The 24,876-nt window shown below is 66.9% G+C and carries 27 protein-coding genes; 18 read left to right on the top strand and 9 right to left on the bottom strand.

The features are described 5' to 3' along the window. Positions 1-108: 108 nt before the first annotated feature. Together AC07M1_RS12545 and AC07M1_RS12540 are read left to right on the top strand one after the other, a co-directional pair. Positions 109-1,092, top strand: a complete 984-nt coding sequence (locus AC07M1_RS12545; protein ID WP_495162951.1) for a cation diffusion facilitator family transporter — start codon at positions 109-111, stop codon at positions 1,090-1,092. Beyond that, the gene (locus AC07M1_RS12540; RefSeq protein WP_495162950.1) at positions 1,085-1,738 is read left to right on the top strand and encodes an HAD hydrolase-like protein; all 654 of its coding nucleotides are present in this window, start codon (positions 1,085-1,087) and stop codon (positions 1,736-1,738) included. The genes AC07M1_RS12545 and AC07M1_RS12540 overlap by 8 nt, the downstream gene beginning before the upstream one ends. Here AC07M1_RS12540 and AC07M1_RS12535 read toward each other — a convergent pair. Further along, positions 1,718-2,047 (bottom strand): cupin domain-containing protein, encoded by a 330-nt coding sequence (locus tag AC07M1_RS12535; protein WP_495162949.1) that lies wholly within the window; start codon positions 2,045-2,047, stop codon positions 1,718-1,720. The two genes, AC07M1_RS12540 and AC07M1_RS12535, sit on opposite strands and share 21 nt — an antisense overlap. Before the next feature lie 78 nt (positions 2,048-2,125). Here AC07M1_RS12535 and tgt point away from each other — a divergent pair, with 78 nt between their 5' ends. The 3 genes from tgt to AC07M1_RS12520 are packed head-to-tail and all read left to right on the top strand — an operon-like array spanning position 2,126 to position 6,382. Further along, entirely contained in the window at positions 2,126-3,259 is a 1,134-nt protein-coding gene (gene tgt / locus AC07M1_RS12530) for a tRNA guanosine(34) transglycosylase Tgt (protein WP_495162948.1), read from the top strand. Between the two features lie 50 nt (positions 3,260-3,309). Beyond that, positions 3,310-3,519 carry a hypothetical protein gene (locus AC07M1_RS12525; protein WP_495162947.1) on the top strand — a complete coding sequence of 70 codons (210 nt, stop codon included), beginning with the start codon at positions 3,310-3,312 and terminating at the stop codon, positions 3,517-3,519. 28 nt (positions 3,520-3,547) lie between these two features. Beyond that, the gene (locus AC07M1_RS12520; protein WP_495162946.1) at positions 3,548-6,382 is read left to right on the top strand and encodes a M16 family metallopeptidase; all 2,835 of its coding nucleotides are present in this window, start codon (positions 3,548-3,550) and stop codon (positions 6,380-6,382) included. Between the two features lie 7 nt (positions 6,383-6,389). Here the strand turns inward: AC07M1_RS12520 and AC07M1_RS12515 are convergent, their stop codons facing one another. Both AC07M1_RS12515 and AC07M1_RS12510 read right to left on the bottom strand, forming a co-directional pair. Beyond that, complete coding sequence (locus AC07M1_RS12515; protein WP_495162945.1) at positions 6,390-6,692, bottom strand: putative quinol monooxygenase; 303 nt, start codon at positions 6,690-6,692, stop codon at positions 6,390-6,392. 21 nt (positions 6,693-6,713) lie between these two features. Beyond that, positions 6,714-7,727, bottom strand: a complete 1,014-nt coding sequence (locus tag AC07M1_RS12510) for a zinc-binding alcohol dehydrogenase family protein (protein ID WP_495162944.1) — start codon at positions 7,725-7,727, stop codon at positions 6,714-6,716. A gap of 102 nt (positions 7,728-7,829) precedes the next feature. Here AC07M1_RS12510 and AC07M1_RS12505 point away from each other — a divergent pair, with 102 nt between their 5' ends. Together AC07M1_RS12505 and AC07M1_RS12500 are read left to right on the top strand one after the other, a co-directional pair. After that, the gene (locus AC07M1_RS12505) at positions 7,830-8,192 is read left to right on the top strand and encodes a winged helix-turn-helix transcriptional regulator (RefSeq protein WP_495162943.1); all 363 of its coding nucleotides are present in this window, start codon (positions 7,830-7,832) and stop codon (positions 8,190-8,192) included. Positions 8,193-8,335: 143 nt separating this feature from the next. Then, positions 8,336-9,349: a cell wall hydrolase gene (locus tag AC07M1_RS12500; RefSeq protein WP_495162942.1), complete on the top strand. Its 1,014-nt coding sequence runs from the start codon at positions 8,336-8,338 to the stop codon at positions 9,347-9,349. Positions 9,350-9,513: 164 nt separating this feature from the next. On the opposite strand, the gene AC07M1_RS12495 is transcribed toward AC07M1_RS12500, so the two are convergent. Continuing rightward, complete coding sequence (locus AC07M1_RS12495; RefSeq protein ID WP_495162941.1) at positions 9,514-9,846, bottom strand: hypothetical protein; 333 nt, start codon at positions 9,844-9,846, stop codon at positions 9,514-9,516. Between the two features lie 219 nt (positions 9,847-10,065). On the opposite strand from AC07M1_RS12495, the gene AC07M1_RS12490 reads away from it, so the two are divergent. The 4 genes from AC07M1_RS12490 to AC07M1_RS12475 all read left to right on the top strand — a co-directional run bounded on the left by AC07M1_RS12490 (position 10,066) and on the right by AC07M1_RS12475 (position 14,182). Continuing rightward, the gene (locus tag AC07M1_RS12490; protein ID WP_495162940.1) at positions 10,066-10,287 is read left to right on the top strand and encodes a hypothetical protein; all 222 of its coding nucleotides are present in this window, start codon (positions 10,066-10,068) and stop codon (positions 10,285-10,287) included. Between the two features lie 223 nt (positions 10,288-10,510). Beyond that, a complete protein-coding gene (locus AC07M1_RS12485) occupies positions 10,511-11,371 on the top strand; it encodes an outer membrane protein assembly factor BamD (protein ID WP_495162939.1) in 861 nt (286 codons plus the stop codon). A gap of 61 nt (positions 11,372-11,432) precedes the next feature. After that, on the top strand, positions 11,433-13,094 hold the full coding sequence (gene recN, locus AC07M1_RS12480; RefSeq protein WP_495162938.1) for a DNA repair protein RecN: 1,662 nt from the start codon (positions 11,433-11,435) through the stop codon (positions 13,092-13,094). Next, positions 13,091-14,182 carry a M23 family metallopeptidase gene (locus AC07M1_RS12475; RefSeq protein WP_495162937.1) on the top strand — a complete coding sequence of 364 codons (1,092 nt, stop codon included), beginning with the start codon at positions 13,091-13,093 and terminating at the stop codon, positions 14,180-14,182. Before recN ends, AC07M1_RS12475 begins: the two co-directional genes overlap by 4 nt. Positions 14,183-14,305: 123 nt before the next feature. Here the strand turns inward: AC07M1_RS12475 and AC07M1_RS12470 are convergent, their stop codons facing one another. Next, a complete protein-coding gene (locus tag AC07M1_RS12470) occupies positions 14,306-15,631 on the bottom strand; it encodes an APC family permease (protein WP_495162936.1) in 1,326 nt (441 codons plus the stop codon). Positions 15,632-15,778: 147 nt separating this feature from the next. Between AC07M1_RS12470 and AC07M1_RS12465 the strand changes: the two genes are divergently transcribed. From AC07M1_RS12465 to AC07M1_RS12435, 7 genes are all read left to right on the top strand, one after another. Beyond that, on the top strand, positions 15,779-17,557 hold the full coding sequence (locus tag AC07M1_RS12465) for a DUF885 domain-containing protein (protein ID WP_495162935.1): 1,779 nt from the start codon (positions 15,779-15,781) through the stop codon (positions 17,555-17,557). Between the two features lie 211 nt (positions 17,558-17,768). Beyond that, positions 17,769-18,503 carry a hypothetical protein gene (locus AC07M1_RS12460; RefSeq protein WP_495162934.1) on the top strand — a complete coding sequence of 245 codons (735 nt, stop codon included), beginning with the start codon at positions 17,769-17,771 and terminating at the stop codon, positions 18,501-18,503. A 105-nt stretch (positions 18,504-18,608) separates the two neighbouring features. Beyond that, a complete protein-coding gene (gene crcB, locus AC07M1_RS12455; RefSeq protein WP_495162933.1) occupies positions 18,609-18,986 on the top strand; it encodes a fluoride efflux transporter CrcB in 378 nt (125 codons plus the stop codon). Further along, on the top strand, positions 18,983-20,128 hold the full coding sequence (locus tag AC07M1_RS12450; RefSeq protein ID WP_495162932.1) for an RluA family pseudouridine synthase: 1,146 nt from the start codon (positions 18,983-18,985) through the stop codon (positions 20,126-20,128). Before crcB ends, AC07M1_RS12450 begins: the two co-directional genes overlap by 4 nt. Further along, complete coding sequence (locus AC07M1_RS12445) at positions 20,125-20,802, top strand: HAD-IA family hydrolase (protein WP_495162931.1); 678 nt, start codon at positions 20,125-20,127, stop codon at positions 20,800-20,802. The genes AC07M1_RS12450 and AC07M1_RS12445 overlap by 4 nt, the downstream gene beginning before the upstream one ends. Then, positions 20,799-21,020 carry a hypothetical protein gene (locus AC07M1_RS12440; RefSeq protein ID WP_495162930.1) on the top strand — a complete coding sequence of 74 codons (222 nt, stop codon included), beginning with the start codon at positions 20,799-20,801 and terminating at the stop codon, positions 21,018-21,020. The genes AC07M1_RS12445 and AC07M1_RS12440 overlap by 4 nt, the downstream gene beginning before the upstream one ends. Before the next feature lie 3 nt (positions 21,021-21,023). Then, positions 21,024-21,713: an ATP12 family chaperone protein gene (locus AC07M1_RS12435; protein ID WP_495162929.1), complete on the top strand. Its 690-nt coding sequence runs from the start codon at positions 21,024-21,026 to the stop codon at positions 21,711-21,713. Positions 21,714-21,854: 141 nt separating this feature from the next. Here AC07M1_RS12435 and AC07M1_RS12430 read toward each other — a convergent pair whose 3' ends face one another. The 4 genes from AC07M1_RS12430 to fumC all read right to left on the bottom strand — a co-directional run bounded on the left by AC07M1_RS12430 (position 21,855) and on the right by fumC (position 24,859). Beyond that, positions 21,855-22,448, bottom strand: coding sequence for a hypothetical protein (locus AC07M1_RS12430; protein ID WP_495162928.1), 594 nt, complete (start codon positions 22,446-22,448; stop codon positions 21,855-21,857). A 28-nt stretch (positions 22,449-22,476) separates the two neighbouring features. Next, positions 22,477-23,151, bottom strand: a complete 675-nt coding sequence (gene gmk / locus AC07M1_RS12425) for a guanylate kinase (RefSeq protein WP_495162927.1) — start codon at positions 23,149-23,151, stop codon at positions 22,477-22,479. Positions 23,152-23,195: 44 nt separating this feature from the next. Continuing rightward, on the bottom strand, positions 23,196-23,393 hold the full coding sequence (locus AC07M1_RS12420; protein ID WP_495162926.1) for a hypothetical protein: 198 nt from the start codon (positions 23,391-23,393) through the stop codon (positions 23,196-23,198). A 74-nt stretch (positions 23,394-23,467) separates the two neighbouring features. Next, positions 23,468-24,859, bottom strand: a complete 1,392-nt coding sequence (fumC, locus tag AC07M1_RS12415) for a class II fumarate hydratase (protein ID WP_495162925.1) — start codon at positions 24,857-24,859, stop codon at positions 23,468-23,470. Positions 24,860-24,876 lie beyond the last annotated feature (17 nt).

Genomic DNA, 24,876 nt, shown 5'->3' with positions numbered 1-24,876 from the left:
CGCGAATCGTCCTATCGGGGATGACGCAGCGTCAGGGTCAAGCACCCGGCGCAATTCCTTGCTCAGTGTCCTAGCATCACATGGCACCAAGCGGTTAAAAGCGGCGCCATGCACGGATCGCACAGTCATTCCGGCCATTCGCACGCCGGTCACAGCCACGCCCCCGCCGATTTCGGCCGCGCTTTCGCGATCGGAACCGCGCTCAACCTCGCCTTCGTGCTCGTTGAGGGCGCCGCCGGCATCATCACCGGGTCTATGGCGCTGCTAGCGGACGCCGGGCACAACCTGTCCGACGTTCTCGGGCTGCTGATCGCCTGGGGCGGCGCCTCGCTCGCCAAGCGTCCGGCATCGCGCCGCTTCACCTATGGCCTGTCGAGCTCGACCATCCTCGCCGCGCTTGCCAATGCCGTGCTGTTGCTGGTGGCGGTCGGCGCGATCGCGCTCGAGGCGGTGCAGCGCTTCCAGGATCCCCCGCCGGTCGCCGGGTTGACGGTGATGATCGTCGCGGGGGTCGGCATCCTCATCAACGGTGCGACGGCCTTCATGTTCATGCGCGGCCGCGCCGGCGACATCAACATCCGCGGCGCCTATCTCCACATGGTTGCCGACGCGGTGGTTTCGGCGGGTGTGGTGGTCGGCGGTGGATTGATCCTGCTCACCAATGCATCGTGGATCGATCCGGCGATCAGCCTGGTGATCGTCGCAGTGATCCTGTGGAGCACCTGGGGACTGCTGCGCGATTCGGTGACGATGGCGCTTCACGCCGTCCCCGACGGAATCGATCCCGAAAAGGTCGAGGAAGCGCTCGCGGCCCTGCCCGGCGTCACCCGCGTCCACGATCTTCATATCTGGCCGATGAGCACAACCGAATCGGCACTCACCGCGCATCTGATCATCCCGGGCGGCCATCCGGGTGACGCCTTCCTCGACGATGCCCAGCATAAGCTCGAACATGATTTCGGCATCGGTCACGCGACGCTCCAGATCGAGGTCGGCGACGGCGATCCCTGTCGCATGCACAACGGGCATAGTCGCGGGCACGATACCCACCGGCACGATGATCACGACCATGACGGCCACAGCCATGGCTGAGCCGGGCCCCAGGCTCGTGATCTTCGACTTCGACGGGACACTTTCGGATAGCGGCGGGTGGTTCCTGTCGATCATGGATCATCTGTCGGACCGTTACGGATTCCGTCGGGTCGGCAAGCACGAGGTCGAACCATTGCGCCGGATGCCGACGCGCGACGTAATCCGCCACCTGCGGGTTCCGCGCTGGCGGCTGCCTTTCATCGCCCGCTATGTCCGCCGCCTGTTCGGCCGCCATACGCATCAGGTCCATCTGTTCGACGGCGTGCCCGAAATGCTCGCCGCGATCGAGGCCGCCGGTATCCGCATCGCCGTCGTCAGCTCGAACAGCGAGGCCAATGCCCGCGCCGTGCTCGGCCCGGAGAATGCCGCCCGCGTCAGCTGGTGGGCATGCGGCGCGTCGCTGTTCGGCAAGGCGCCCAAATTCCGCAAGGTGTTGAAGGCCAGCGGTGTCCCACCACATCGGGTGCTGTCGATCGGCGACGAAACCCGTGACATCGACACCGCGCGCGAGACCGGCGTTCGCGCGGGCGCGGCGCTGTGGGGCTATGCCAATCCCGACGCGCTGGCGCACCTCAACCCCGACTTCGCCTTCGCCAGCCCGCAGGAAGTAACCGCCTATCTCATCTCAGCCGAGGTGGATCGCTAGCCAAACCGTCGGCACCTCGGGGTCGGTGCGCGTCACCCAATGCCGCGTCCCGCCCGGAATCAGCAGGTGATCGCCCGGTCCCAGCATGGCTTCGTCATGCGCCTCCAGCCGGATCGCCGCGCTTCCGGCGAGCAACAGCACCCATTCGTCGGCATCCTGCACGAACGGCGAGTCCTCGGGCGTCACCTGCCCTTCCGACACGATCCGCTCGATCCGAACGCCCGGCCGCGCGAGCAATTCGGTGAATATTTCGCCCGCCGCCGCTAATGGCAGTGGAGCGAACAGATTGGCGATCGCGGGCAGGCTCATCCGATTCCCCTTAACCCCTTCCCGGTCGTGCGGGACGATAGACTTGCACCGCGCAGCCGAAAGGGCAAAGGCACCCGCATGTCCACGCCCCGTTTCGACTTCACCATCCACGCCACCGACGGTAAGGCGCGCACCGGCACGATCGCGATGCAGCGCGGCGATATCCGCACGCCCGCCTTCATGCCCGTCGGTACCGCCGCCACGGTCAAGGCGATGAAGCCGCAGGACGTGCGCGCATCGGGCGCCGACATTCTGCTCGGCAACACCTACCACCTCATGCTCCGCCCCTCGGCCGAGCGGGTCGACCGCCTCGGCGGGCTGCACGGCTTCATGGGCTGGGACCGCCCGATCCTCACCGACAGCGGCGGCTATCAGGTGATGAGCCTGTCCGAACTGACCAAGCGCAGCGAGGAAGGCATCGTCTTCAAGTCGCACCTCGACGGCTCGCGCCATATGCTCAGCCCCGAGCGATCGATGGAGATCCAGCGGCTGCTCGGCTCCAACATCGTCATGGCGTTCGACGAACTCGTGCCCACCACCTCGACCCGCGAAGTGCAGGCCGCGGCGATGGAGCGCTCGATGCGCTGGGCGAAGCGCTCGCGCGAGGGCTTCGATGCCGGCGGCGCGCATGCCGAGAACAACGCGCTGTTCGGTATCCAGCAGGGCGCGCTCGATCAGGAGTTGCGCAAGCGATCCGCCGACGCGCTGCTCGACATCGGGTTTGACGGCTATGCGGTCGGCGGCCTTGCGGTCGGCGAGGGGCAGGAGGCGATGTTCGCCTGCCTCGACTACGCTCCCGGGCAGCTCGATCCTGCAAAGCCTCGCTACCTGATGGGCGTCGGCAAGCCCGACGATATCGTGGGGGCCGTGGAGCGTGGGATCGACATGTTCGACTGCGTCCTGCCCACCCGGTCGGGCCGCACCGGTCAGGCATTCACGCGCCAGGGCCCGATCAACATCCGCAACGCGAAGTTCGCCGAGGATCAGGGGCCGCTCGACCCCGCCTGCGCTTGCCCGACCTGTGGCACCTTCACCCGCGCCTATGTCCATCACCTCGTCCGCGCGGGCGAGATCCTCGGCGCAATGCTGATGACCGAGCATAATCTGTGGTTCTATCAGGCACTGATGGCCGATCTGCGCGCCGCGATCGCGGAGGGCCGCCTCACCGCCTTCGCCAATGATTTCCGCGCTACCTATTATGGCAAAGCCTGATTGCGCCGCTGGCTTCGGAGTCTTACTCCTGTGAAACAGAGGAGTATCCAGTGACCGACAAGACCGACGAACAAGACGAAATCGCCAACGAGATCACCGCCGCCGCCCGCGCCACGCGCGAAACCGCCGAGCGCGCCAAAGGCACGCGCAAGCCCGGCGAGGACAAGAAGTGGCCGCTCGGCAAGATCGGCATCGGCATCGGTTCCGCCGCCCTCGCCGCCGCGGTGATCTACGCCGCGCGCAACCGCAAGAAAGACTGACCCCTCTTCCTCCAGACCGGAGACCCAGATGCGCCTGACCCGCACCGCGCTCTACCTGAGCGCCGCCTTGCTCCCCTTCGCCGCCCATGCGCAGACCGCCACCCCGGCGCCCGCGAAGGAAATCAAGGTCGCACCGCTCGCCTATACCGAGCGCACCTTGCCCAACGGGCTCAAGGTCTACGCGATCCGCGACACCTCGACCGCCAATGTCTCGGTCCAGGTCTGGTACGATGTCGGCAGCAAGGACGACCCCGCGGGCAAGTCGGGCTTCGCGCACATGTTCGAGCACCTGATGTTCAAGGGCACGAAGAACCTGGTCGACGAGCAGATGGACCGGCTGACCGAGGATGTCGGCGGCTACAACAACGCCTCGACCAATTCGGACTACACCAATTATTTCGAGGTGGTTCCCGCCAACCATCTCGAACGCCTGCTGTTCGCCGAGGGTGACCGCATGGCCAGCCTGGTGGTCAGCGAAAAGGTGTTCGCGTCCGAGCGCGACGTGGTGAAGGAGGAATTGCGCAACCGCGTCCTCGCCTCGCCCTATGGCAAGCTCTTCTACATCTACTTCCCCAACATCTCCTATTCGACGCATCCCTATGCCCGTCCCGGCATCGGCAGCATCGAGGATCTCGACGCCGCGACGATCGGCGACATCCGCGCCTTCCATGCGACCTATTACCGGCCGGACAATGCCGTGCTGGTCGTCGCGGGCAATTTCGATCCGGCCCAGCTGGACAAATGGGTAGACAAATACTTCGCCGGAATCGCGAAGCCGAACCGGCCGATCCCGCGCGTCACCGTCGCCGAGCCGCCGCGCACCACCGCGACGCGCCAGACGGTCTATGAGGCGAATACGCCGCTGCCCGCGGTGCTGCTGAGCTATCAACTTCCGGCCGACAATGATCCCGACACGCCCGCGCTCGCGGTGCTCGACGGGATCCTTTCGGGCGGCGAGAATTCGCGGCTCTACCGTAACCTCGTCTATCGCGATCAGTTGGCGGCGCAGGCCGACACCTTCCTCGACACGCGCCAGTCGACCGGCTCCTATGCGATGTACGCGATCCTCGCCGGCGGCAAGTCGGCCGAGGATGGCGAGAAGGCGATGCGCCGCGAGATCGCCGATCTGCGCGACAAGCCGGTCAGCGACGCCGAGCTGGCCGAGGCGAAGAACGAGATCCTGACCGCCTCGCTCAAGAGCCGCGAGACCGCGGAGGGCAAGGCCACGACGCTCGCCAATGCGATCATCGTCAGCCGCGATCCCAAGGCCGCCGACCAGCAGCTCGCCGCCGTCGCCCGGGTCACCGCCGCCGACGTCCAGCGCGTCGCCCGCAAATATCTGGGCGACAATCAGTCGGCCGCGCTGATCTATTTGCCCGACAGCATGGCCAAGGGTGCGAAGGGCGACAGCATTACCGTCGCCTCGACGGTCAAGGTCGCCCCGCTCGTCGTGCCAAGCGATGTGGTGATCCACACCCAGGCGCCCGAAGGTCAGCGCGTCGCCGTTCCCGCGCCCGGCACCCCGATCTCGCCGGTCATCCCCAAGGCGACCGAGACCAGGCTCGCCAACGGCCTGCGCGTGATCGTGGTCGAGAAGCGCGACCTGCCGATCGTCACCGCCACCGTCGTTGCGCCTGCGGGCGGCGGAAGCGATCTCAACGGCAAGGCCGGCACCGCCGCGCTCGCCGCCGACCTGCTGACCAAGGGCACCACAACCCGCTCGGCCGAACAGATCGCGCAGCAGGTGGAATCACTCGGCGGCTCGATCGGTGCGGGCGCAGATTGGGACGCTGCCTTCGCCACCGTCACGGTCAAGGCCGACCAGGCCGATCCAGCACTCGCCATCCTCGCCGACGTCGCGCGCAACCCCGCCTTCGCGCAGGAGGAGATCGACCGCGCACGCAAACAGTCGATCGACGGCGTCGCGGTTCAGCTCAAGGATCCGGGCGCGCTGTCTGGCATCGTCGCCAGCCGCGCCGTGTTCGGAGAGCAGGCCTATGGCAATCTGCTCTCGGGCACAGTGACCTCGCTGCCGAAGATCACGCGCGCCGATATCGCCAGCGCCTATCGCAACGCCTGGATTCCATCCCAGGCGGCGCTGGTGGTGGTCGGCGACATCGCTCAGAAGGACGCAACCGCCCTCGCACAGAAACTGTTCGGCGACTGGAAGACCGGTGTTCACGACGGCGTTCCAGACGGGGATAGCGCACGCGCTGGCCCGCGCGTGATCGTCGTCGACATGCCCGGCGCGGGTCAGGCCGGCGTCGTCATCGCGCGCTCTGGAATCGCGCGCGCCGACAAGGATTTCTATGCGGCGCAGGTCGCCAACGCCACGCTCGGCGTCGGCTTCACCTCACGCCTCAACCGCGAAATCCGCATCAAGCGCGGCCTCGCCTATGGCGCGGGCAGCAGCGTCGATGCGCGCCGCGCGCCCGGCATCGTCACCGCCTCCACCCAGACCAAGAACCCCTCGGCGCCCGAGGTGGTCTCGCTGATCGCAGCGGAGATGAAGAAGCTCGGCGAGGCCCCCGTCCCCGCCGCCGAACTCGATTCGCGCAAGGCGGTGCTGGTCGGCGGTTTCGGCCGCCGGATCGAGCGGACCGACGGCATCGCCGGCGCGCTCGCCGACTATGTCGCCGAGGGCGTGCCGCTCGACACGCTGTCGACCTACATCCCCTCGATCCAGGGCGTCGACCCAGCCAAGGTGCAGGCGGCGGCGAAGAAGATACTCGACCCGACCGGCGCCAGCATCGTCGTCGTCGGCGACGCCAAGCTGTTCGTGGACGAGCTGCGCAAGGCCCACCCGAATCTCGAGGTGATCCCGGCGGCATCGCTCAACCTCGACAGCGCGACGCTGAAATAAGCGCGCGTCAGCTGGACACCTGATCCAGCAGGATCAGCCGCAGCGGCTCGGCGAGCAATTCGTCGAGCCGCGCGGCAAAGGCCTGAAAATGGGGTAGCGCCTTGTGTTGCTCCAGCGCCGCCGCATCGGTGAAGGCCTCGCGCATATAGAAGGTGCCGGGCGCGTCCTGCCGCTCGAACAGCACATAGTCCAGATTCCCGGGCTCGGCGCGCGTCGGCTCGATCAGCGCGAGCAATGCCTCGAGCAAAGCCTCACGCTTGCCCGGGCGCGCCTTCAACACCGCAAGCGCGGTCAGTTTTTCATTCGGCATTTCATGGTCCTCCGGGAAGCGTCAGAAACTCTCGAGCACGATCTTGCCCTTGGCCTTGCCGGACTCGATCAGCGCATGCGCACGCTTGAGGTTCGCGGCGTTGATCGCGCCATAATTCTCGCTGATCGTCGAAGTGATCTCACCTGCATCGACCATCTCGCTCACCCGGTTGAGCAGTATGTGCTGCTGTTCGATATCGGGCGTTCCGAACAATGATCGGGTGAACATCAGCTCCCAGTGCAGCGAGAGCGACTTGCGCTTGAGCGGCATCACGTCGAGCAGCTTGGGATCATCGATCAGTCCGAACCGCCCCTGTGGCGCGATCAACTCGACGATCTCGGCGAGGTGATCGTCACTGTTGGTGGTCGAGAAGACGAACCCCGGCGCGCCGGCCCCCAGCGCCGCGACCTGCGCGGCAAGCGGCGCTCGGTGGTCGACGACGTGATGCGCGCCGAGCGACTCGACCCACGCCCGTGTCTCGGGCCGCGACGCGCTCGCGATTACGGTGAGGTCCGTCAGTCTGCGCGCCAGCTGGATCGCGATCGATCCGACCCCGCCCGCGCCGCCGATCACCAGCAACGCGTTCGCCCCGGTCGCAACTGGCCGGCTCACGTCGAGCCGATCGAACAGCATCTCCCATGCCGTGATCGCGGTCAGCGGCAGCGCCGCGGCCTCGGCGAAACCGATCGACCGGGGCTTGCGACCGACGATCCGCTCATCGACCAGATGATATTCGGCATTGGTCCCCGGGCGGTGGATGGCTCCGGCATAGAAGACTTCGTCGCCCGGCCTGAACAGCGTCGCATCGGCTCCGACCGCGACAACGACGCCCGCCGCGTCCCAGCCCAGCACCTTCCACTGCCCCTCCTCGGGCGTCACCGAACGACGGATCTTGGTGTCCACCGGATTGACCGAAACCGCCTTCACCTCGACCAGTACGTCCCGGCCGGTCGGCTCGGGACGAGGCAATTCGATATCAACCAGCGCCGTCTCCGCCGTGATCGCCTGTGCTTGCCGGTATCCGATTGCGCGCATCATCTTGCTCCATTGACTGTTCAGGAGCGATTTGCGCACAATTACCATCATCAACAAGAATGCACATTTTCAGCACATAGTGTCGAAAAAGGAACTATTGGAATGCCCCGCCCTCGCCATTCAAGCTATGCATGCAGTCCGGGTTGCGCGGTCGAGGCCACGCTCAGCCTGATCGACGGCAAGTGGAAGGGCGTGATTCTCTATCACCTGTTGTCGGGTACGATGCGGTTCAACGAAATCCGGCGGAAGCTCCCCAGCGTCACCCAACGGATGCTGACCAATCAGCTGCGCGAGCTGGAAGCGGATGGGCTGCTCGTCCGGACGGTGTTCGCCCAGGTGCCGCCGCGCGTGGACTATTGCCTGTCGGAACGTGGCCGAACACTCGAGCCGATCCTGCGTGCGCTCCAGGCCTGGGGCGACGCCAATATGGCCCTGTTCAATCAGGCGAAGGCCGAAGCCGCCTGAGGGCAGGCGCGACGCTCGCCAAAGCTTACCTTAACCACCAACCGTCTCGCCCCGGGACGGCCGGAAATGCGGGGCAGAAAATTCACCCGTTCTGCGCTATGGGAGCCGCCTGACGAGGCCATTGCCTCGCATGGGAACCCATCGTGCTGCGGCAATTCACGCGACTACAGCTTCGGGGAATCGTGGCGGCATTGCTGGTGTCGCTGGTCGGCGCGGGCTTTTCGGCCCATGCCGGTTTCTCGGCGCTGAGCGCAGGCGACGAGCGCGTCACCCTCCCCGGCCCAGCCCCCACCGGCTATGAGGCCGACGATCATTTCCCGGGTTCCGCTTATTATCAGCTCGCCAGCGACGAGACCGCAGCCCCCGCCGCGGGCGTGACCGGCACCGTCGCACTCCCCACCGGCCCGGAGCCGGCCAATTATGTGCCCGATCCGACGCTGCGCCCCGCCGCGCCCTTCGTGATGCGCGGCACGCCGCAGGACAAGGCGCGCGCGCTCGAATGCCTCACCACCGCCATCTATTACGAGGCGGCAAATGAGCCGGATGACGGCCAGCGCGCGGTGGCGCAGGTGATCCTGAACCGCGTCCGCCATCCCACCTTCCCCGCCACCGTGTGTGGTGTGATCTATCAGGGGTCGGAAAAGGCCGGCTGCCAGTTCAGCTATGCCTGCGACGGCGCGATGGCCCGCCGCCCGTCGCGGGCCGCCTGGCTGCGCGCCTCGCGCGTCGCCGCCTCCGCGCTGGCGGGCGAGGTGTTCGCGCCGGTCGGCATGGCGACCCATTATCACACCTATGCCGTCACCCCGTCCTGGAACCGCAGTCTGGTGATGACCGGCGTGTTCGGCGCCCACTTCTTCCACCGGTGGAAGGGCTATTGGGGCACCGGTGCCGCGTTCAAACAGGCGTATCTCGGCGGCGAACCCTATCCTGGCCCGCATCCCCGCGCCGTCACCGCGGCCGAGATCGCGGCTGCGGCCGCCGCCGCGACCGTCCCGATGCCGGCGATGCCCGCCCCTTCTGCTGCCCAACCCCGTCCGGCACCCGCACCGGTGCAGCAGGAATATGCCCGCAGCGGCGACGTTCGCCCCGAATATACCGCAGCGCCCGAATCGCAGATCCTCGACAAGTGGAAGGACAGCGGCCAGCCGCTGCGCTGAGCAGCGCCAGCCATCCTCCGTCCGTGCCGAGCTTGTCGAAGCACTGCCCTTCTCCCAAGCCGGACAACCGCAGCGCTTCGACAAGCTCAGGGCGAACGGAGGATAACGAAACGGCCTCCGCCCGTCAGGGCGAAGGCCGCTATTCATCTCAACCGGTGGGCGCCTTAGCGGCGATGGTTCCGGTCATTGCGCTCCCAGCGGATCTTGCGCGACAGCGCGTCGAACCGGCGGTCAAGATCGCGGCGCTCCGCCATCGTCAGGCCCGGGGCCGAACGGCGATAGCGGTACTCAAGGTTCGCGATCCCACGGAACTCGCTCCGCAGCCGCTCGGCTTCGCGCCGGTTGAGCTGACCCGAGCGCACGCCCTGGTCGATGCGCCGGTCGAGCTGTGCCTGGCGCTGGTTTATTCCCTGCCAGCCGCCCTGCTGGGCCGAAACGGCGGGGATAGTGGCGGCGGCGATGCCAAGGCCGGCGATCAGCATTGCGATCTTCTTCATCTCTGTTCTCCTCACTCAAACCGGACCGTCTTGCGGTCGAATGCTGTTATCGGGAGGGGCTGTCGCAGCAGTTTCACCAAAGCCGTGCTTTTGTGTCGCCGATTGTCGCAGCCGGATGAGGTTCGTTCATCTTCGCCCAGCAGCTTCCGCGTTGCGAGTTCGTGTGTTATTTAGGCAAGACACCTTGTCAGATCGTCAGGAAGGAGCCATCTTCAAGCTATGCTGAACCTGGTCTCTATCGTCGTTGGTGTCGTCGCCCTTCCGGTGATGCTGCTTGGCCTCATCCCGCTGCTCGGCTGGCTCAACTATCTGGTGATCCCGCTCACGGTGCTTGGTGCGGCACTGGGTGCGCTGTCGGATTCGAACACGGGCCGGAATCTCAACCTGGTCGTGCTGGTGGTTGGTTTCGTCCGGCTCTGGCTGGGCGGCTTCTTCTTCTGACCCCGGCGGGCGACCCGCCAACAATTGCAGTCGCGCGGTGCCCAGATCGACGAACAGCAGCTCGCTGGCGTCCGATACGGGCGCGCGTCGCGATCTAGTCAGGCACCCAGCCTCGCCCTCGCGGCGGGCCGAGACACACCTTGTTGGACCTGCGATCAACCTTGCGGCGAGGACCACCAAAAAAGTGTGTGCGTCGTGCAAGGGCTCCGCTAAGAACCTCGCCATGCGTATGCTTTCGATCCGTCCGCTCGCCCTTACTCTTGTCGCAGCGCTCGCGCTGACCGGCTGCAACCGCGGCGGCGGCACCCGCGCCGATCTGCCCTATGTCGCGCGCGACGTCGGCACGCTCTACACTGCGGCGAAGGATCGGCTCGACAGCGGCCAGTACAAGCTCGCCGCCGCGCTGTTCGATGAGGTCGAGCGCCAGCATCCCTATTCGATCTGGGCGCGCCGCGCGCAGCTGATGGGCGCCTTCGCCTATTATCTCGACCGCAACTACACTCAGGCGATCCAGTCGTCGCAGCGCTTTCTTGCCGTCCATCCCGGCAACCGCGACGCACCCTATGCCTATTATCTGATCGCGCTCAGCTATTATGAGCAGATCAGCGACGTCACCCGCGACCAGAAGATCACCCAGCAGGCGCTCGACGCGCTGGGCGAGCTCAACCGCCGCTATCCCAACACCCGCTACGCCGCCGATGCGCGGCTCAAGGTCGATCTCGTCCGCGATCACCTCGCGGGCAAGGAGATGGAGGTCGGTCGCTACTATCAGGTGCGCGGCCAGTGGCTCGCCTCGATCATCCGCTTCCGTACCGTGGTCGACAACTACCAGACCACCACCCACACGCCGGAGGCGCTGATGCGCCTGACCGAATCCTACCTCGCGCTCGGCGTGAAGGAGGAGGCCAAGAAGGCCGCCGCGGTGCTCGGTGCCAACTATCCCGGCACCCAATGGTACCAACGCGCCTATGAGCTGATCGGCAAGCATGGCGAGGCTGTGCCCGTCCCCGCCGCGGCGGCCGCGACCGCACCGAAGCTCGACGAAGTGCCAAAGCCCAAGCCCGTCGACGACGAAACCAAGTAAGGCATACCGCCCCGATGAATCGCCTCTCCCAAGGCGGAACAAAAAGGGGTAACAGCGGCCGATGCTGACCGGCCTCAATATCCGCGACGTGGTGCTGATCGAGGCGCTCGACCTCGATTTCCGCGCCGGCCTTGGCGTGCTGACCGGGGAGACGGGCGCCGGCAAGTCGATCCTGCTCGATTCGCTTGGTCTTGCCCTCGGCATGCGCGCCGACAGCGGCCTCGTCCGTCAGGGCGCGGCGCAGGCCGTGGTTACCGCCAGCTTCGAACTGGCCGACCCCGCCCCGGTCGCCGCGCTGCTCGCCGAGAACGGCCTCGACTTCGACCCCAGCGAACCGCTGCTGATCCGCCGCATCGTCAAGGCCGATGGCGGCAGCCGCGCCTTCGTCAACGATTCGCCCGCCTCCGCCGCGCTGCTGCGCGAACTCGGCGCCTTCCTGGTCGAGATCCATGGCCAGCATGACGACCGCGGCCTGCTCAACCCACGCGGCCACCGCGCCCTGCTCGACACCTTCGGGCGGCTCGACACCGATGCGGTCGCCGACGCGCACCGCGCCTTCCGCGCCGCCGAGGAAGAACTGGCCGCCGCGCGCGAGGAGCAGGAGAATGCCGCGCGCGACCGCGAATGGCTCGAACATGCCGTCGCCGAACTCACGGCATTCGCCCCCGAACCGGGCGAGGAGGAGCAACTCGCCGACCGCCGCGCATCGATGCAGCGGGGCGAGAAGATCGCGGGCGAGCTTCAGGCGATCGCCGACCTGCTCGACGGCAACGACGGCGCCCTCACCCGGCTGCGTCAGGCCGCACGGATCCTCGAACGCATTGCCGACGACCACCCGGCCCTCACCGAATCGCTCGCCGCGCTCGACCGTGCACTGATCGAAGGCGGCACCACGCAGGAGAAGGTCGACGAGGCCGCCGAGGCGCTCGCCTTCGACCCGCGCGCGCTCGAATCCGACGAAGCCCGCCTGTTCGAGCTGCGTGGCCTCGCCCGCAAGCATCGTATCCAGCCGGATGATCTTGCCGAGCTGGCCGAAACCCTCGCCGCGCGCCTGTCGCGAATCGAGGGAGGCGAGGACACCATCCACCGCCTCGAAGCCGCGCTCGCGGAAACCGAAACAGCTTATACCCGGGCCGCCGAAGCCCTCTCCACCGCTCGCGCGTCCGCCGCCGCGCGTCTCGACGCCGCCGTCGCGACCGAACTCGCCCCGCTCAAGCTCGATGCGGCGCGCTTCCGCACCGTCGTCGATCCGCTCCCGCGCGACCAATGGGCCGCTTCGGGCCGCGACCGGGTGGAGTTCGAGGTGTCGACCAATCCCGGCGCGCCCTTCGCCCCACTGATCAAGATCGCCTCGGGCGGCGAGCTTTCCCGCTTTATCCTCGCCTTGAAGGTGGCGCTCGCCGAAGAGGGAGGCGCCCGCACATTGATCTTCGACGAGATCGACCGCGGCGTCGGCGGCGCGGTCGCCAGCGCGATCGGCGAGCGCCTCGCGCGTCTTGCCACGGATGCGCAATTGCTCGTCGTCACTCATAGCCCGCAGGTCGCGGCACGCGGCGGGCATCACCTGCTCATCGCCAAAAGTCATGACGGGCTGGTCACCCGCACCGGCGTTCGTGGGCTGGATGACGACGCTCGTCGAGAAGAAATTGCCCGTATGCTCTCCGGCGCCCAGATCACCGACGAGGCCCGCGCTCAGGCCGATCGTCTGCTGGAGACCGCATGATCCGTACGCTCCCCGTCATCGCCGCACTCGCGATCACCGTCCCGGCCAGCGCACAGAAAATCCCGCCCATCTCGCTCGAGCTCACCGTCCCCGCTCAGCCCGCGCACCTTGTGCGCACGGACGGCACGCAAATCGCCTATGAACTTCGCATCTCAAGCTTCCACCGCTCGCCGCTCCGCCTGAACGCGCTCGAGATCCTCGACGATACGGGTCGCACGCTCGGCCGCTATGAAGGCGACACGCTCGCCGCGCTGATCGGCGGCCAATGGGTCGCGAAGGACGCCGACCGTACCCTGGTCGCGCCCGGCGCGCACGCGACGATCTTCGTCAACCAGCCGGTCGCGGCGCCGGTCGCCGCGGTCCGCCACCGCATCACCTACACGATTACCGATCGCCCACCGGTCACGATCGAAAGCACCGCGCGCGCCGTCACTGCAGCGCCCCGCCCCTTCGGCCCGCCGCTGCGTGGTGGCACCTGGTCGGCGGTCTACAAGCCTGAGATGGAATTCGGCCACCGCCGCTACGTCTATGCCCTCAACGGCACCCCCCGCGTCCCCGGCCGCTTCGCGATCGACTTCTTCCACGCCGATCGCAACCCCAAGGAACCACGCTACGCCGCCGATCCCGGCTTTGGCGCCGAAGTGATCGCGGTCGCTGATGGCCGCGTCATCGCCGCGCGCGACGATTTCGTCGATCCGGTCCAGCGCAACCCCGACGAGGCGAGCGATCCGGAAAACGCCACCGGCAACTATGTCGCGATCGATATCGGAAACGGCCGCATCGTCTTCTACGAGCATCTGAAACAGGGCCTGGCGGTCAGGAAGGGCGATCGCGTGCGTCGCGGCCAACTGCTCGGTCGGGTCGGCGCGACCGGCCAGGTCGGCGGCACCCATCTCCATTTCCATGTCGCCGACACCAACTCCCCGCTCGGCGCCGAAGGTCTGCCCTTCGCGCTCGACGCGTTCGATCAGGTCGGCAGTTGGGCAACGATCGATCAGGCCTTTTCGGGCGAACGCTGGCAGCCTGCCGCCGCGCGCCGTTTCACCGCCGCGATGCCCTTGCCGAACGTGGTGATCCGCTTTCCATAGGATTTGGCTTTCCCCGTCACCCCGGCCTTGTGCCGGGGTCCACCGGGCAGCAGGCATCGGACAAGAAGAGAAGGTGGGCTGACGACGCAGCGCAGGAGGCGACGTCGCTGCAGCCAGGTGGAATCAGCCCCCCGCCTTCCCCGCTTCCTCGGGCTTGAGGAACAACAGCAGGACGGCGCCCACCCCCAGCACGGCAACCCCGGCCAGCGCGCCCCAGCCGGTATAGGCCAGGCTCGACCACAGCAGATACGCCGTCGTCGCGCAGAAGATCGCGGGAAGGACTGGATAGAGCGGCACGCGGAACGGCCGCTCGACCTCGGGAAACCGGCGGCGCAGCACGAACAGCGCCACACCGACCAACAACAGGAACAACCAGAAGACCGGCGCGGTATATTCCACCGCCAGCTGGAACCCGTCGCGCGCGAACCCGCCCGCGATCACCAGCGCCAGTGCCACCGCCCCCTGTGCGATCAACGCGTTGCCCGGCGTGTCGCGCACCAGATCCCAACGGCCCAGCCAGCGCAGCGCGGCAAAGCGCTGACCCAGCGCGCACGCGGTCCGCCCCCCGGTGATCGCGGTGGCGTTGGCGCTGGTCAGCGCCGCCACCGCCACCGCCGCGCTGATCGCCGCCGCGCCGCCATCGCCCAGCGCCCGGCGCATCACCTCCGCCGCCATCGCATCGGACGCGGCCAGCCCGGCAAAGCCCAGCGAATGCAGCGCCGCGAGGTTCACCAGCACATAGAGCGCGGTCACCAGCGCGAGTGCCGCCGCCATGATCGGCGCGATCCGCCGCGGCGGCGCCTTCATCTCGGCGGAGACGTACACCGCCTCGCTCCACCCGCCATAGGCGAGCAGGACGAACACCATCATCAGCCCGATCGCGCCGCCTTCGCTCACCGGTGCGGGTGCGCTCCCGGCTGGCGCGACCATGAAGCCCGCCACGATCACCGCGACCAGCCCCGCGACTTCCACTGTGGTCAGCCAGCGTTGCGCGGTGGCGCCCCAGCGGATGCCCAGCCAGTTGAGCCCGCTCACCGCGACAACGGCGATGCCCGCCCAGATCGCCGGCCCCACCGGTCCCAGCGGCGCGATCACTTGCAGATAGTCGCCGACGATGAAGGCGAGCAGCGCCAGCGACCCGGTCTGGATCACCGCCAGCCGCGCCCAGGCGTAAAGGAACGCCAGCCGCTCGCCATAGGCCCGCCCTAGGAAATGGTAATCGCCGCCCATATGCGGCCAGGTCGCCGCCATCTCGGCATAGCAGAGCGCCCCGACGATCGAGAGCAGGCCGCCCGCGATCCAGGCCGCGATCATTGTCGCCGCGTCCGGTGCGAATCCCGCGACCATCGCCGGGGTGCGGAAGATGCCCGCCCCCACCACGATGCCGACGGTCAGCGCGAACACGTCCAGATCGCCAAGCGTCCGGCGCGGAACGGCAGCCTCTGTCATCGAACCTCGATCACCGCACCAACTCCCCATCCTGCGGCCACCGGTCAATCGCCTCCGCCCTTTCCTGTCTGGTAACCCTTCCCCGCCCGCACCGAAAGGTGCCGCGCAACGGTTGCAATATCGCGGGCGGTCTGCTTGCCTCGCGCCATGCAGAACCTATCGCTTTCCCGTGCCGCCGCCCGACTCGCGCTGGGCGCCGCGTTCCTGGCCATTGCGGCCCCCGCCGCCGCGACGCCGTCGGACGATCTCCGTACGCTCCTCGGCGAGCATTTCGCCTGGGTGGAGAAGGAAAATCCCGGTTTCGCCCTGTCGATCGGCAATGCACAGTACGCCACCGAAGTCGGCGACGTCAGCCTCGCCGCCGAGGATCGCCGCGCCGCCGCCGAGGGTGTGTTCCTGAAGCGCCTCGACGCCATTCCCGATTCGGGCCTCTCGCCCGCCGAGCGGACCGACAAGGCGATCCTGCGCCGCCTGCTCGCCGAGAGCGTCGAGGCGAATGGCTATGGCCAGCGCACGATGCTGTTCACCAGCTATTCGAACCCGTGGCAGGGCGCCGCCGGCCAGGCCGATCGCACCGCGTTCCGCCGCAAGGCCGATTATGCCAATTATCTCGCGCGTCTCGAGAAATTCCCCAAGACCAACGACACGCTGATCGACATCACCGCACAGGCGGTGAAGGGCGGCTATGTCCAGCCTTGCGTCAGCCTCGCCGGCTTCGAGAAGACGATCACCGGCGTGATCCAGGAGGACGCGACCAAATCGCGCTTCTACGCGCCCTTCGCCCGCCCCAAGCCCGCCGACGCCAGCGACGCCGAATGGGCGGCACTCCAGGCCCGCGCGAAATCGGTGATCACCACCGCGATCAACCCGTCCTATGCCAAGGCGGCGCAATTCTACCGCACCACCTATGAACCGAAATGCGCCAAGGCGGTCGGCGTCTCGGCCCAGCCTGGCGGCGCCAAATATTACGCCTTCCGCATCCGCCAGCTCACCACCACCGATTATAGCGCCGAGCAGATCCACAAGATCGGTCTCGACGAGGTCGCCCGCATCCGCGCCGAGATGGCCGAGGTCGCCAAGAAAGCCGGCTATCCCAGCCGCGAGGCGTTCGTTCAGGAGCTGCGCACCAATCCCAAATACTATGCCAAGACCGCCGATGAGCTGATGGAAGCGGCGGCCTTCCAGGCCAAGCTGATCGACGGCAAGATGCCGGGCTTCTTCTACAAGATGGCCCGCCTTCCCTATGGCCTGAAGCAGATTCCGGCGGAAACGGCGGAGGGCACCACCACCGCCTATTACGGCCCGGGCAACCCACAGCTCGGCATGGCCGGCAATTATTTCGTCAATACCTCAAAGCTCGACCAGCGCCCGCTCTACGAGCTGCCCGCGCTGACCGCGCATGAGGCGGTGCCCGGCCACCACCACCAGATCGCACTCCAGCAGGAGATGGAAACGAGCAAGTTCCGCCGCCATCTCGCCAGCTTCACCGCCTTCACCGAGGGCTGGGGCCTCTATTCCGAGCGGATCGGGATCGAGATGGGCCTGTACGATACGCCCGAAAAGCAGATGGGCCGCCTCTCGTACGAGATGTGGCGCGCCTGCCGCCTGGTCGTCGATACCGGCATCCATTCCAAGGGTTGGACCAAGGAGCAGGCCGTCCAGTTCATGCTCGACAATACCGCGCTGTCGGCGGCGAACATCGATGCCGAGGTCAACCGTTATATCAGCTGGCCCGCCCAGGCGCTCGGCTACAAGCTCGGTGAGATCAAGATCCGCGAATTGCGCGCACGCGCGGAGAAGGCGCTGGGGGCCAGGTTCGATTTGAAGGGCTTCCACGACGCCGTACTCGCCCAGGGCGCCGTCCCGCTCGACGTACTCGACGCGCAGATCGAAACCTGGATCGCGGCGGAGAAGACGAAGGGGTGAGTGTGAGCGGCCCCTTCCTTCATTCGTCATCCCGGCCTTGTGCCGGGATCCACGGTGCCGCACGGGCAAAGCCAGAGCCTCTTTTCCTTCGCTCGCCTCGCGGTGGACCCCGGCACAAGGCCGGGGTGACGAGACCTTTGTCGAACCACTATCCCCAACGCTTCCTTAACCCTGTCCTGTCATCACGCTCTTTGAAATGGGAAGCGCGAACATGATCCACCGGGCCACTGCCATCGCCATCCTGCCGCTCGTGCTCGCCGCGTGCGGCGGTGGCGCGGGCAACCAGAATGTCGACGCGCTCGATAACGAGATTACCGGCAACACCGCCGATCCCGCGCTGATGGGTGCGCTGCAGGACCAGATCATGGTCGATCCCCAGCTCGCCGGTCAGTCGAACAAGGACGCGATCCGCCCGCCCAGCCAGCCCTATTCGGCGCCGCTCCCATCCGAGACGGTCGCCGCCGGCAAGGCCGCGATGCCCAAGGACGGCGAACTGCTCAAGGCGCCTGCCCCCAGCGGCACGTGCGAAACATGCGATACCCAGAAAGCCGCGATCACGCTTGGCAGTCTCGCCGCCAAGCAGAAGGATAAGCGCACCGCCGGATGCGCGGCGAAACTCAACTATTCGGCGCAATGGGCGGCCCGCCTCCCCGCCGGCATGCCGCTCCATCCGCAGGCCCGCGTCAGCGAGGCGGCGGGCGCGCAGGACGGACAATGCTCGCTTCGGGTGGTAAGCTTCTCGACTCCGCAGCCATTACAGACCATGGTCGATTGGTACTACACCCGCGCGGTGAAGGGCGGTTTCACCGCCGAACATCAGGCAAAGGATGGTCAGCACGTTCTCGGCGGCACGCGCGCTCGAGACGGCTCCGCTTATGTCGTGATGCTCTCCGCGCGCAGCGGCGGCGGCACGGATCTCGATCTGATCGCCAACGGCGGTAACTAGTTTCTCCCGGGGGACGGGGCTTCGGCACCGTCCCCCACCCGACGGGGGCGGTGGTCCAGGGTGCAGGCCCTAGTCCCCGCCCCCGTTTCCCGCTAGTGGCACGGGATGAACCACCTCTTCCTCGTCATGCTCGGCGGCGCGATCGGCGCCGGGGCGCGACATCTCACCGGCCGCGCCGCGCTCGCATTGTGGGGGCCGGGCTTTCCCTGGGGCACGCTGATCGTGAACCTCGCCGGCGGCCTCGCCATGGGCCTGCTCGCGGGTTGGCTCGCTGCCCGCGCCAGCGGGGATGACGCGCTGCGCTACCTGCTCGGCGTCGGCGTGCTCGGCGGCTTCACCACCTTCTCGGCCTTCTCGCTTGAGACCGCGACCATGCTCCAGCGCGGCGACCATGGCTTCGCACTCCTCTACATCATCGCCTCGGTAGCCGGCTCCCTCCTCGCCCTCTTCGCCGGGCTCCAGATCGCGCGGGTGGCCGCATGAGCGACGCTTCGCAGAACGTCCGCCAGTTCACCGTTGGCCTCGACGATGACGGCATCCGACTGGATCGCTGGTTCAAGCGGCATCTGCCTGATGCGAGCTTCAACATCGTCTCGCGCTGGGCGCGCACCGGCCAGCTCCGCGTCGATGGCGCGCGCGCCACGCCGGGCGACCGCATCCAGGCAGGCCAGGTGATCCGCGTCCCGCCGGCCGAACCGGTTCAGGCGGCGACGGCAAAGCCGAAAAAGGCCCGTCCCCAGCTCACGCCGGAACAGATGGAATTCGCCGAATCGATGGTCATCCATCGCGACGCGCAGGCGATGGTGATCAACAAGCCCCCTGGCCTTGCGACGCAGGGCGGCACCAAGACGCACGACCATGTCGATCAGCTGCTCGACGGCCTCTATTACGAGCTCGATACGCGACCCAAGCTGGTCCACCGGCTCGACAAGGATACGTCGGGCGCGCTCGTCCTCGCCCGAACCGCCCGTGCCGCCGCCTATTTCTCCAAGAGCTTTTCCGGCCGCACCGCGCGGAAAACCTATTGGGCGATCATCATGGGCGTACCCAGCATCGAGGACGGTTTCATAGACCTGCCGCTGGGCAAGCAGCCAGGCACCGGCGGCGAGAAGATGCAGGTGGACGAGGAGGAGGGCCAGCCCGCCCGCACCCGCTATCGCGTGATCGATCGAGCAGGGAACCGTGCAGCTTGGGTCGAGCTGCAGCCGCATACCGGACGCACCCACCAGCTGCGCGTCCACATGGCGGCGATCGGCCATCCGATCGTCGGCGACGGGAAATACGGCCTCGCCGAGGCGTTCCTGTCGGGCAGCATCTCACGCAAGATGCACCTCCATTCGCGCCGCATTCGCATCGATCACCCCGATGGCGGCAAGCTCGACGTGACCGCCGATCTGCCCACGCATTTCGCCGAAACGCTTACCCAATTGGGTTTCGACATCGAGCGCGGCGACAATCTGCCGCCCGACGAAAAGACGCCGATGACGCGCGAACAGGAAAAGGCGAAGGCCAAGGCCCACGCCAAAACCTATCGCAAGGAACGGCGCGGCGAACGGCGCGGCCGCGGTGACAAGGCCGAGAAGATCGGGAAACCGACCAAGCCCGGGAAGCCGAAGAAGAAATGAACCGTCTCGCCGTGTTCGACTGCGACGGCACGCTCGTCGATTCGCAGGCCAATATCTGCCGCGCGATGGAGGCATGCTTTACCCAGCACCGGCTCGATCCGCCCAGCCGCGAGTCGATCCGCCGTATCGTCGGCCTCAGCCTGGTTCCCGCCATCGCCGCGCTGCTGCCCGATGCCGAAACACGCCAGCACGAAGCCATGGCGGAGGATTACAAGCGCGCCTTCCATGCGATGCGCACCGACCGCGCGCTTGATCCCGAGCCGCTGTTCGACGGCGTCGCCGAGACGATCGAGGCGCTCGACCAGGCCGGCTGGCTGCTCGGCGTCGCCACCGGCAAGTCCGACCGCGGCCTTGCGCTGATCCTCGAGCATCATGGCCTCACCAAGCGCTTCGTCACGCTCCAGACCGCCGACCGCCATCCCTCCAAGCCGCACCCGTCGATGCTGGAGCTGGCGATCGCCGAAGCCGGCGCCGCGCCGCACACCACCGCGATGATCGGCGACACCAGCTTCGACATCGTCATGGCGCTCAACGCGGGCACGCATGCGGTAGGGGTTGCGTGGGGCTATCACGAGTCCCATGAATTGACGGCAGCCGGCGCACACCGCGTTACCTCTGACGCGCGCGAACTTCCGGCGATGCTGGAGGCCCTGCTGGAGATGGTGCCGCGATGACCGAGGATCCCGCCCGCAACCGTTATTTCCTGATGGTGATGTCGCAGATCGTGGCGGTCGCCGGCGCGGTGTTCGGCCTCGTCATCCTGGGCAAGGCCGATACGATGTGGATGCGGTTGCTCGGCGGCGCGATCCTGCTCGCCGGCCTCTACTGCCTTGCCGTCGTTCCCCGCTTCTTGGCGCGCCGCTGGCGCACGCCGCCGACACCGGATCAGTAATTCATGAAGCGTTTCTGGAAGGACGCCGCCGCCATCGCGGTGTCGGGTGGCCATGACATCCATCTCGACGGCAAGCCCGTCCGCACGCCCAGCCGTGTGCCGTTGACGCTGCCCTCTCCCGCCTTGGCCGAAGCGGTCGCCGACGAATGGCGCAATGTCGGCGAGACGATCGATCCGCGCGCAATGCCGCTTACCGGTCTCAGCAATGCCGCGATCGACCGGATCGCCCCAGATCCCGCCGCCTTCGCCGCCGGCCTCGCCAAATATGGCGAGAGCGACCTGCTCTGCTATCGCGCCGATCACCCGCTCGAGCTTCAATTGCGCCAGCAGGCTGCATGGGATCCACTGCTCGACTGGGCGCGCGACCGCTACGGCATCGATCCGGTCACCACCACCGGCGTGATGCATCGCCCGCAATCGTCCGAGACGGTCGAAAGGCTCGCGGACGCCGTCGCCGCGCTCTCCCCGTTCCAGCTCGCCGCGCTCTCGCCTTTGGTCACCGTCACCGGATCGCTCATCGCCGCGCTGGCGCTGCTCGAAGGCGCGGCGACGCCTGAAGATATCTGGTCCGCCGCCAATCTCGACGAGGATTGGCAAGCCGAACACTGGGGCGAGGATGACCTCGCCCGCAAAACCCGCGCCGCGCACCGCGCCGATTTCGACGCCGGCGCGCGGCTCCTGTCGCTGCTCTAGCAAGCCATCGCCCCAGCCCCTGCTCGTCATCCCGGCCTTGTGCCGGGCTCCACCGTGAGGCGGGCATTGGGCAAGAGGTCCAAGGATCACCGGTGCGGCGGCGTGGACACCGGCATAGGGCCGGGGTGACGGCCGGGAGGTTCAGACGCTCGGAGGCTCCGCCGGTTCCACCACCACCGCCGCAACGACTGGCTTGGGCAGCAGCCACGCGATCGCCGCGCCCGCCGCGATCCACCCGACGATCTCGCTGATCCACAGATAGATGAAATAGCCCCAGGGCGCGTGGTTGAACACCGGCTGACCGAGCTGGGCATAGGTGGTGATCGCCAGCGCGAAGAGGCCGACGATCGTCAGCCGCCCGCCGAAGCTCCATCCTGTCGTTACCCGGGCCAACGCGAACGCCAGCAGGACCGAACAGACGATGCCCAGGATCAGCCCGCTGATCAGCGCGCTCGTATCCAGCGCCGCGAAGCCGCTATTGTTGAACAACACCATCGCCACCGGACCCTGCCCGTAGAGCTGAGTGCCCGTCGGGGTATCGGGCCAGGGGATCGGATAGGCGCCGGTCCCGGTCGCCGCGAGCTGCTGCGCCAGCGTCGCCTGGATCGTGGCGCTTGCCGCGTCGCTGGTCTGAGTCAGCGCGAGGTATTTGAGCGGCGTGCCCCAGAAGATGAAGCCCACGATCCACATGGCGATCCCGCCCAGCAGGCCGCCCAGTACAGCTCTCGGCATCATGCGTCTCCCCTTGTTCAGGGGAATGAGCCTAACGCGTCGTTAGGCCCATGGCGACCGCTTCTTCCTGTCGCTCGCGGATGAAACCGATCAGCCCCGGCTTGCGCGAGCGCTTCTCGCGCTCGGCCTGCAGGATCGTGTGGACCTTCTCGAAACAGGCATCGAGGTCGTCATTGACCACGACATAGTCGTAGCCGTCCCAATGGGAGAGCTCGCGCTCGGCGCGCTTCATCCGATACTGGATCACTTCTTCACTGTCGGTATTGCGGTCGCGCAGGCGCCGTTCCAGCTCGGTGAGCGAGGGCGGCACGATGAATACGCGCACCACGTCGCCGCCTTCGAGCTGGAAGAGCTGTTGCGCGCCCTGCCAGTCGACGTCGAACAGCACGTCCTGGCCCTCGGCCAGCATCTTCTTCACCGGCGCGCGCGGTGTACCATAGCGATAGTTGAAGACGTGCGCCCATTCGAGGAACTCGTGGTTCGCGGCCCGCGCCTTGAATTCCTCGGTGCTCACGAAATGATATTCGCGCCCGTCCTGCTCGCCGTCACGGATCGGACGCGTGGTCGCGGAGACGGAAATGCCCATGCCGGGCTCCACCTCGAGCAGCTTGCGCGCAATGGTCGATTTCCCCGCGCCGGAGGGTGAGGAGAGGACGAACAGAACGCCCCTGCGGTCGAATTGGAATTTGGAATCGCGATGCGCCATGTGCGCCTTTGGCGCGGGCATGGCGCATGCGTCAAGCCGGGGCGTTACTTCCCACGCGTCGCCTTGTGCCGGTCATACGCCTTCTTGGCGACGTAAGCACCGCCCAGCGCAAGACCGATCGGACCCAGCCGCTTCAGCGCGCCCGCCGCGATGAAGCCGATCGCGGCACCCTTCGCGCCGCCGCTGCCGTCGCGCCGATCGATTTCCCGCCCAACCAGCGCGCCGATAACCCGTCCGATCATAGTGGCTCCTCTTGCCTAGGTCCTGTCCTTCAACTGCGGGTTGTCGCGTCGGTTCCCTGAACAGCGGGTGACTCCTAGCGACCCACCATCGTCTCGGGTCGAACCAGCCGGTCAAAGGTGGCTTCGTCCACCAGCCCGAGCTTGAGGCCCGCCTCGCGCAGAGTCAGGTCCTCGGCATGCGCGACCTTGGCGATCTTGGCGGCATTGTCATAGCCAATCTCGGGCGCCAGCGCGGTGACCAACATCAGCGACCGCCCGACCAGATCGGCGATCTGTCGCTCGTTCGCCTCGATCCCGTCGACGCAGCGCTCAGCAAAGCTCGTCATCCCGACGGAAAGCAGATGGATCGAGCGCAGCACGTTCGCCCCGATCAGCGGCATGAACACGTTCAGCTCGAAATGCCCCTGCATGCCGCCGACGGTCACCGCCTGATTGTTCCCGATCACCTGTGCGGCGACCATCGTCAGCGATTCGCATTGGGTCGGGTTGACCTTGCCCGGCATGATCGAGCTGCCCGGCTCGTTGGCGGGCAGCGACAGCTCGCCAAGACCCGAACGCGGACCCGATCCCAGGAAACGGATGTCGTTGGCGATCTTGTTGAGCGCCACCGCCAGCGTGTTGAGCGCGCCCGAGAAGAAGACCAGCCCGTCCTTCGCTGCCAGCTGCTCGAACTTGTTGGGCGCACTCTCGAATTCCGTACCGGTGATGTCGCCGATCGCCGCCGTCATGTCCTCGGCCCAGCCCTCCGGCGCATTAAGCCCGGTGCCGACTGCGGTGCCGCCGATCGCAAGCTTGCGGATATTGCCGTTCAACGCCCCCTCGATCCGCGCGCGGCAGCTCACCAGCTGCGCTGCGTAGCCCGAAAACTCCTGCCCCAAGGTCAGCGGCGTCGCGTCCTGCGTGTGGGTACGGCCGATCTTGACGATATGATCCCACGCCTTCGCCTTGGCGACGAGCGAAGCGGTCAGCACCTCCAGCGCCGGCAACAGCGCATCGCGCGTCGCCAGCACCGTCGCGACGTGCAGCGCGGTGGGGAAGCTGTCGTTGGACGACTGGCTCATATTGACGTGATCGTTGGGATGGACCGGCGCCTTGCCGCCACGCGCGCCCGCCAGCTTTTCGTTGGCGTAGCCCGCGATTACCTCGTTGACGTTCATATTGGTCTGGGTGCCGGACCCGGTCTGCCAGATGACGAGCGGGAACTGCTCGTCGAGCTTACTGGCGACGATCGCTTGCGCCGCATCCTCGATTGCCGCAACGATCTCGGGCTTCAGGCCATGCTTCGCGTTTACCCGCGCCGCCGCCTGTTTCACGATCGCCTGCGCATGGACGATGCCGATCGGCATCCGTTCGGTCAGACCGAACGGGAAATTCTCGATGCTGCGCTGGGTCTGCGCGCCCCAATAGGCGTCCGCGGGAACCTCGATCGCGCCAATCGAGTCGGTTTCGGTGCGGGTCTGCGTCACATCGCCTCCATCTTTTC

It is taken from the genome of Sphingomonas sp. GW821-FHT10C01 (genome assembly GCF_059415525.1).
The sequence above is the reverse complement of the archived record's forward strand: the minus strand, read 5'-3'. Positions and strand labels throughout refer to the sequence as shown.

Bases quoted from the DNA above. Each gene is read 5' to 3' on its own strand.
- AC07M1_RS12545 (WP_495162951.1), top strand. From the start codon at position 109: ATGCACGGATCGCACAGTCATTCCGGCCATTCGCACGCCGGTCACAGC.
- AC07M1_RS12540 (WP_495162950.1), top strand. From the start codon at position 1,085: ATGGCTGAGCCGGGCCCCAGGCTCGTGATCTTCGACTTCGACGGGACA.
- AC07M1_RS12535 (WP_495162949.1), bottom strand. From the start codon at position 2,047: ATGAGCCTGCCCGCGATCGCCAATCTGTTCGCTCCACTGCCATTAGCG.
- tgt (WP_495162948.1), top strand. From the start codon at position 2,126: ATGTCCACGCCCCGTTTCGACTTCACCATCCACGCCACCGACGGTAAG.
- AC07M1_RS12520 (WP_495162946.1), top strand. From the start codon at position 3,548: ATGCGCCTGACCCGCACCGCGCTCTACCTGAGCGCCGCCTTGCTCCCC.
- AC07M1_RS12515 (WP_495162945.1), bottom strand. From the start codon at position 6,692: ATGCCGAATGAAAAACTGACCGCGCTTGCGGTGTTGAAGGCGCGCCCG.
- AC07M1_RS12510 (WP_495162944.1), bottom strand. From the start codon at position 7,727: ATGCGCGCAATCGGATACCGGCAAGCACAGGCGATCACGGCGGAGACG.
- AC07M1_RS12505 (WP_495162943.1), top strand. From the start codon at position 7,830: ATGCCCCGCCCTCGCCATTCAAGCTATGCATGCAGTCCGGGTTGCGCG.
- AC07M1_RS12495 (WP_495162941.1), bottom strand. From the start codon at position 9,846: ATGAAGAAGATCGCAATGCTGATCGCCGGCCTTGGCATCGCCGCCGCC.
- AC07M1_RS12490 (WP_495162940.1), top strand. From the start codon at position 10,066: ATGCTGAACCTGGTCTCTATCGTCGTTGGTGTCGTCGCCCTTCCGGTG.
- AC07M1_RS12485 (WP_495162939.1), top strand. From the start codon at position 10,511: ATGCGTATGCTTTCGATCCGTCCGCTCGCCCTTACTCTTGTCGCAGCG.
- recN (WP_495162938.1), top strand. From the start codon at position 11,433: ATGCTGACCGGCCTCAATATCCGCGACGTGGTGCTGATCGAGGCGCTC.
- AC07M1_RS12475 (WP_495162937.1), top strand. From the start codon at position 13,091: ATGATCCGTACGCTCCCCGTCATCGCCGCACTCGCGATCACCGTCCCG.
- AC07M1_RS12470 (WP_495162936.1), bottom strand. From the start codon at position 15,631: ATGACAGAGGCTGCCGTTCCGCGCCGGACGCTTGGCGATCTGGACGTG.
- AC07M1_RS12465 (WP_495162935.1), top strand. From the start codon at position 15,779: ATGCAGAACCTATCGCTTTCCCGTGCCGCCGCCCGACTCGCGCTGGGC.
- AC07M1_RS12460 (WP_495162934.1), top strand. From the start codon at position 17,769: ATGATCCACCGGGCCACTGCCATCGCCATCCTGCCGCTCGTGCTCGCC.
- crcB (WP_495162933.1), top strand. From the start codon at position 18,609: ATGAACCACCTCTTCCTCGTCATGCTCGGCGGCGCGATCGGCGCCGGG.
- AC07M1_RS12450 (WP_495162932.1), top strand. From the start codon at position 18,983: ATGAGCGACGCTTCGCAGAACGTCCGCCAGTTCACCGTTGGCCTCGAC.
- AC07M1_RS12445 (WP_495162931.1), top strand. From the start codon at position 20,125: ATGAACCGTCTCGCCGTGTTCGACTGCGACGGCACGCTCGTCGATTCG.
- AC07M1_RS12440 (WP_495162930.1), top strand. From the start codon at position 20,799: ATGACCGAGGATCCCGCCCGCAACCGTTATTTCCTGATGGTGATGTCG.
- AC07M1_RS12435 (WP_495162929.1), top strand. From the start codon at position 21,024: ATGAAGCGTTTCTGGAAGGACGCCGCCGCCATCGCGGTGTCGGGTGGC.
- AC07M1_RS12430 (WP_495162928.1), bottom strand. From the start codon at position 22,448: ATGATGCCGAGAGCTGTACTGGGCGGCCTGCTGGGCGGGATCGCCATG.
- gmk (WP_495162927.1), bottom strand. From the start codon at position 23,151: ATGGCGCATCGCGATTCCAAATTCCAATTCGACCGCAGGGGCGTTCTG.
- AC07M1_RS12420 (WP_495162926.1), bottom strand. From the start codon at position 23,393: ATGATCGGACGGGTTATCGGCGCGCTGGTTGGGCGGGAAATCGATCGG.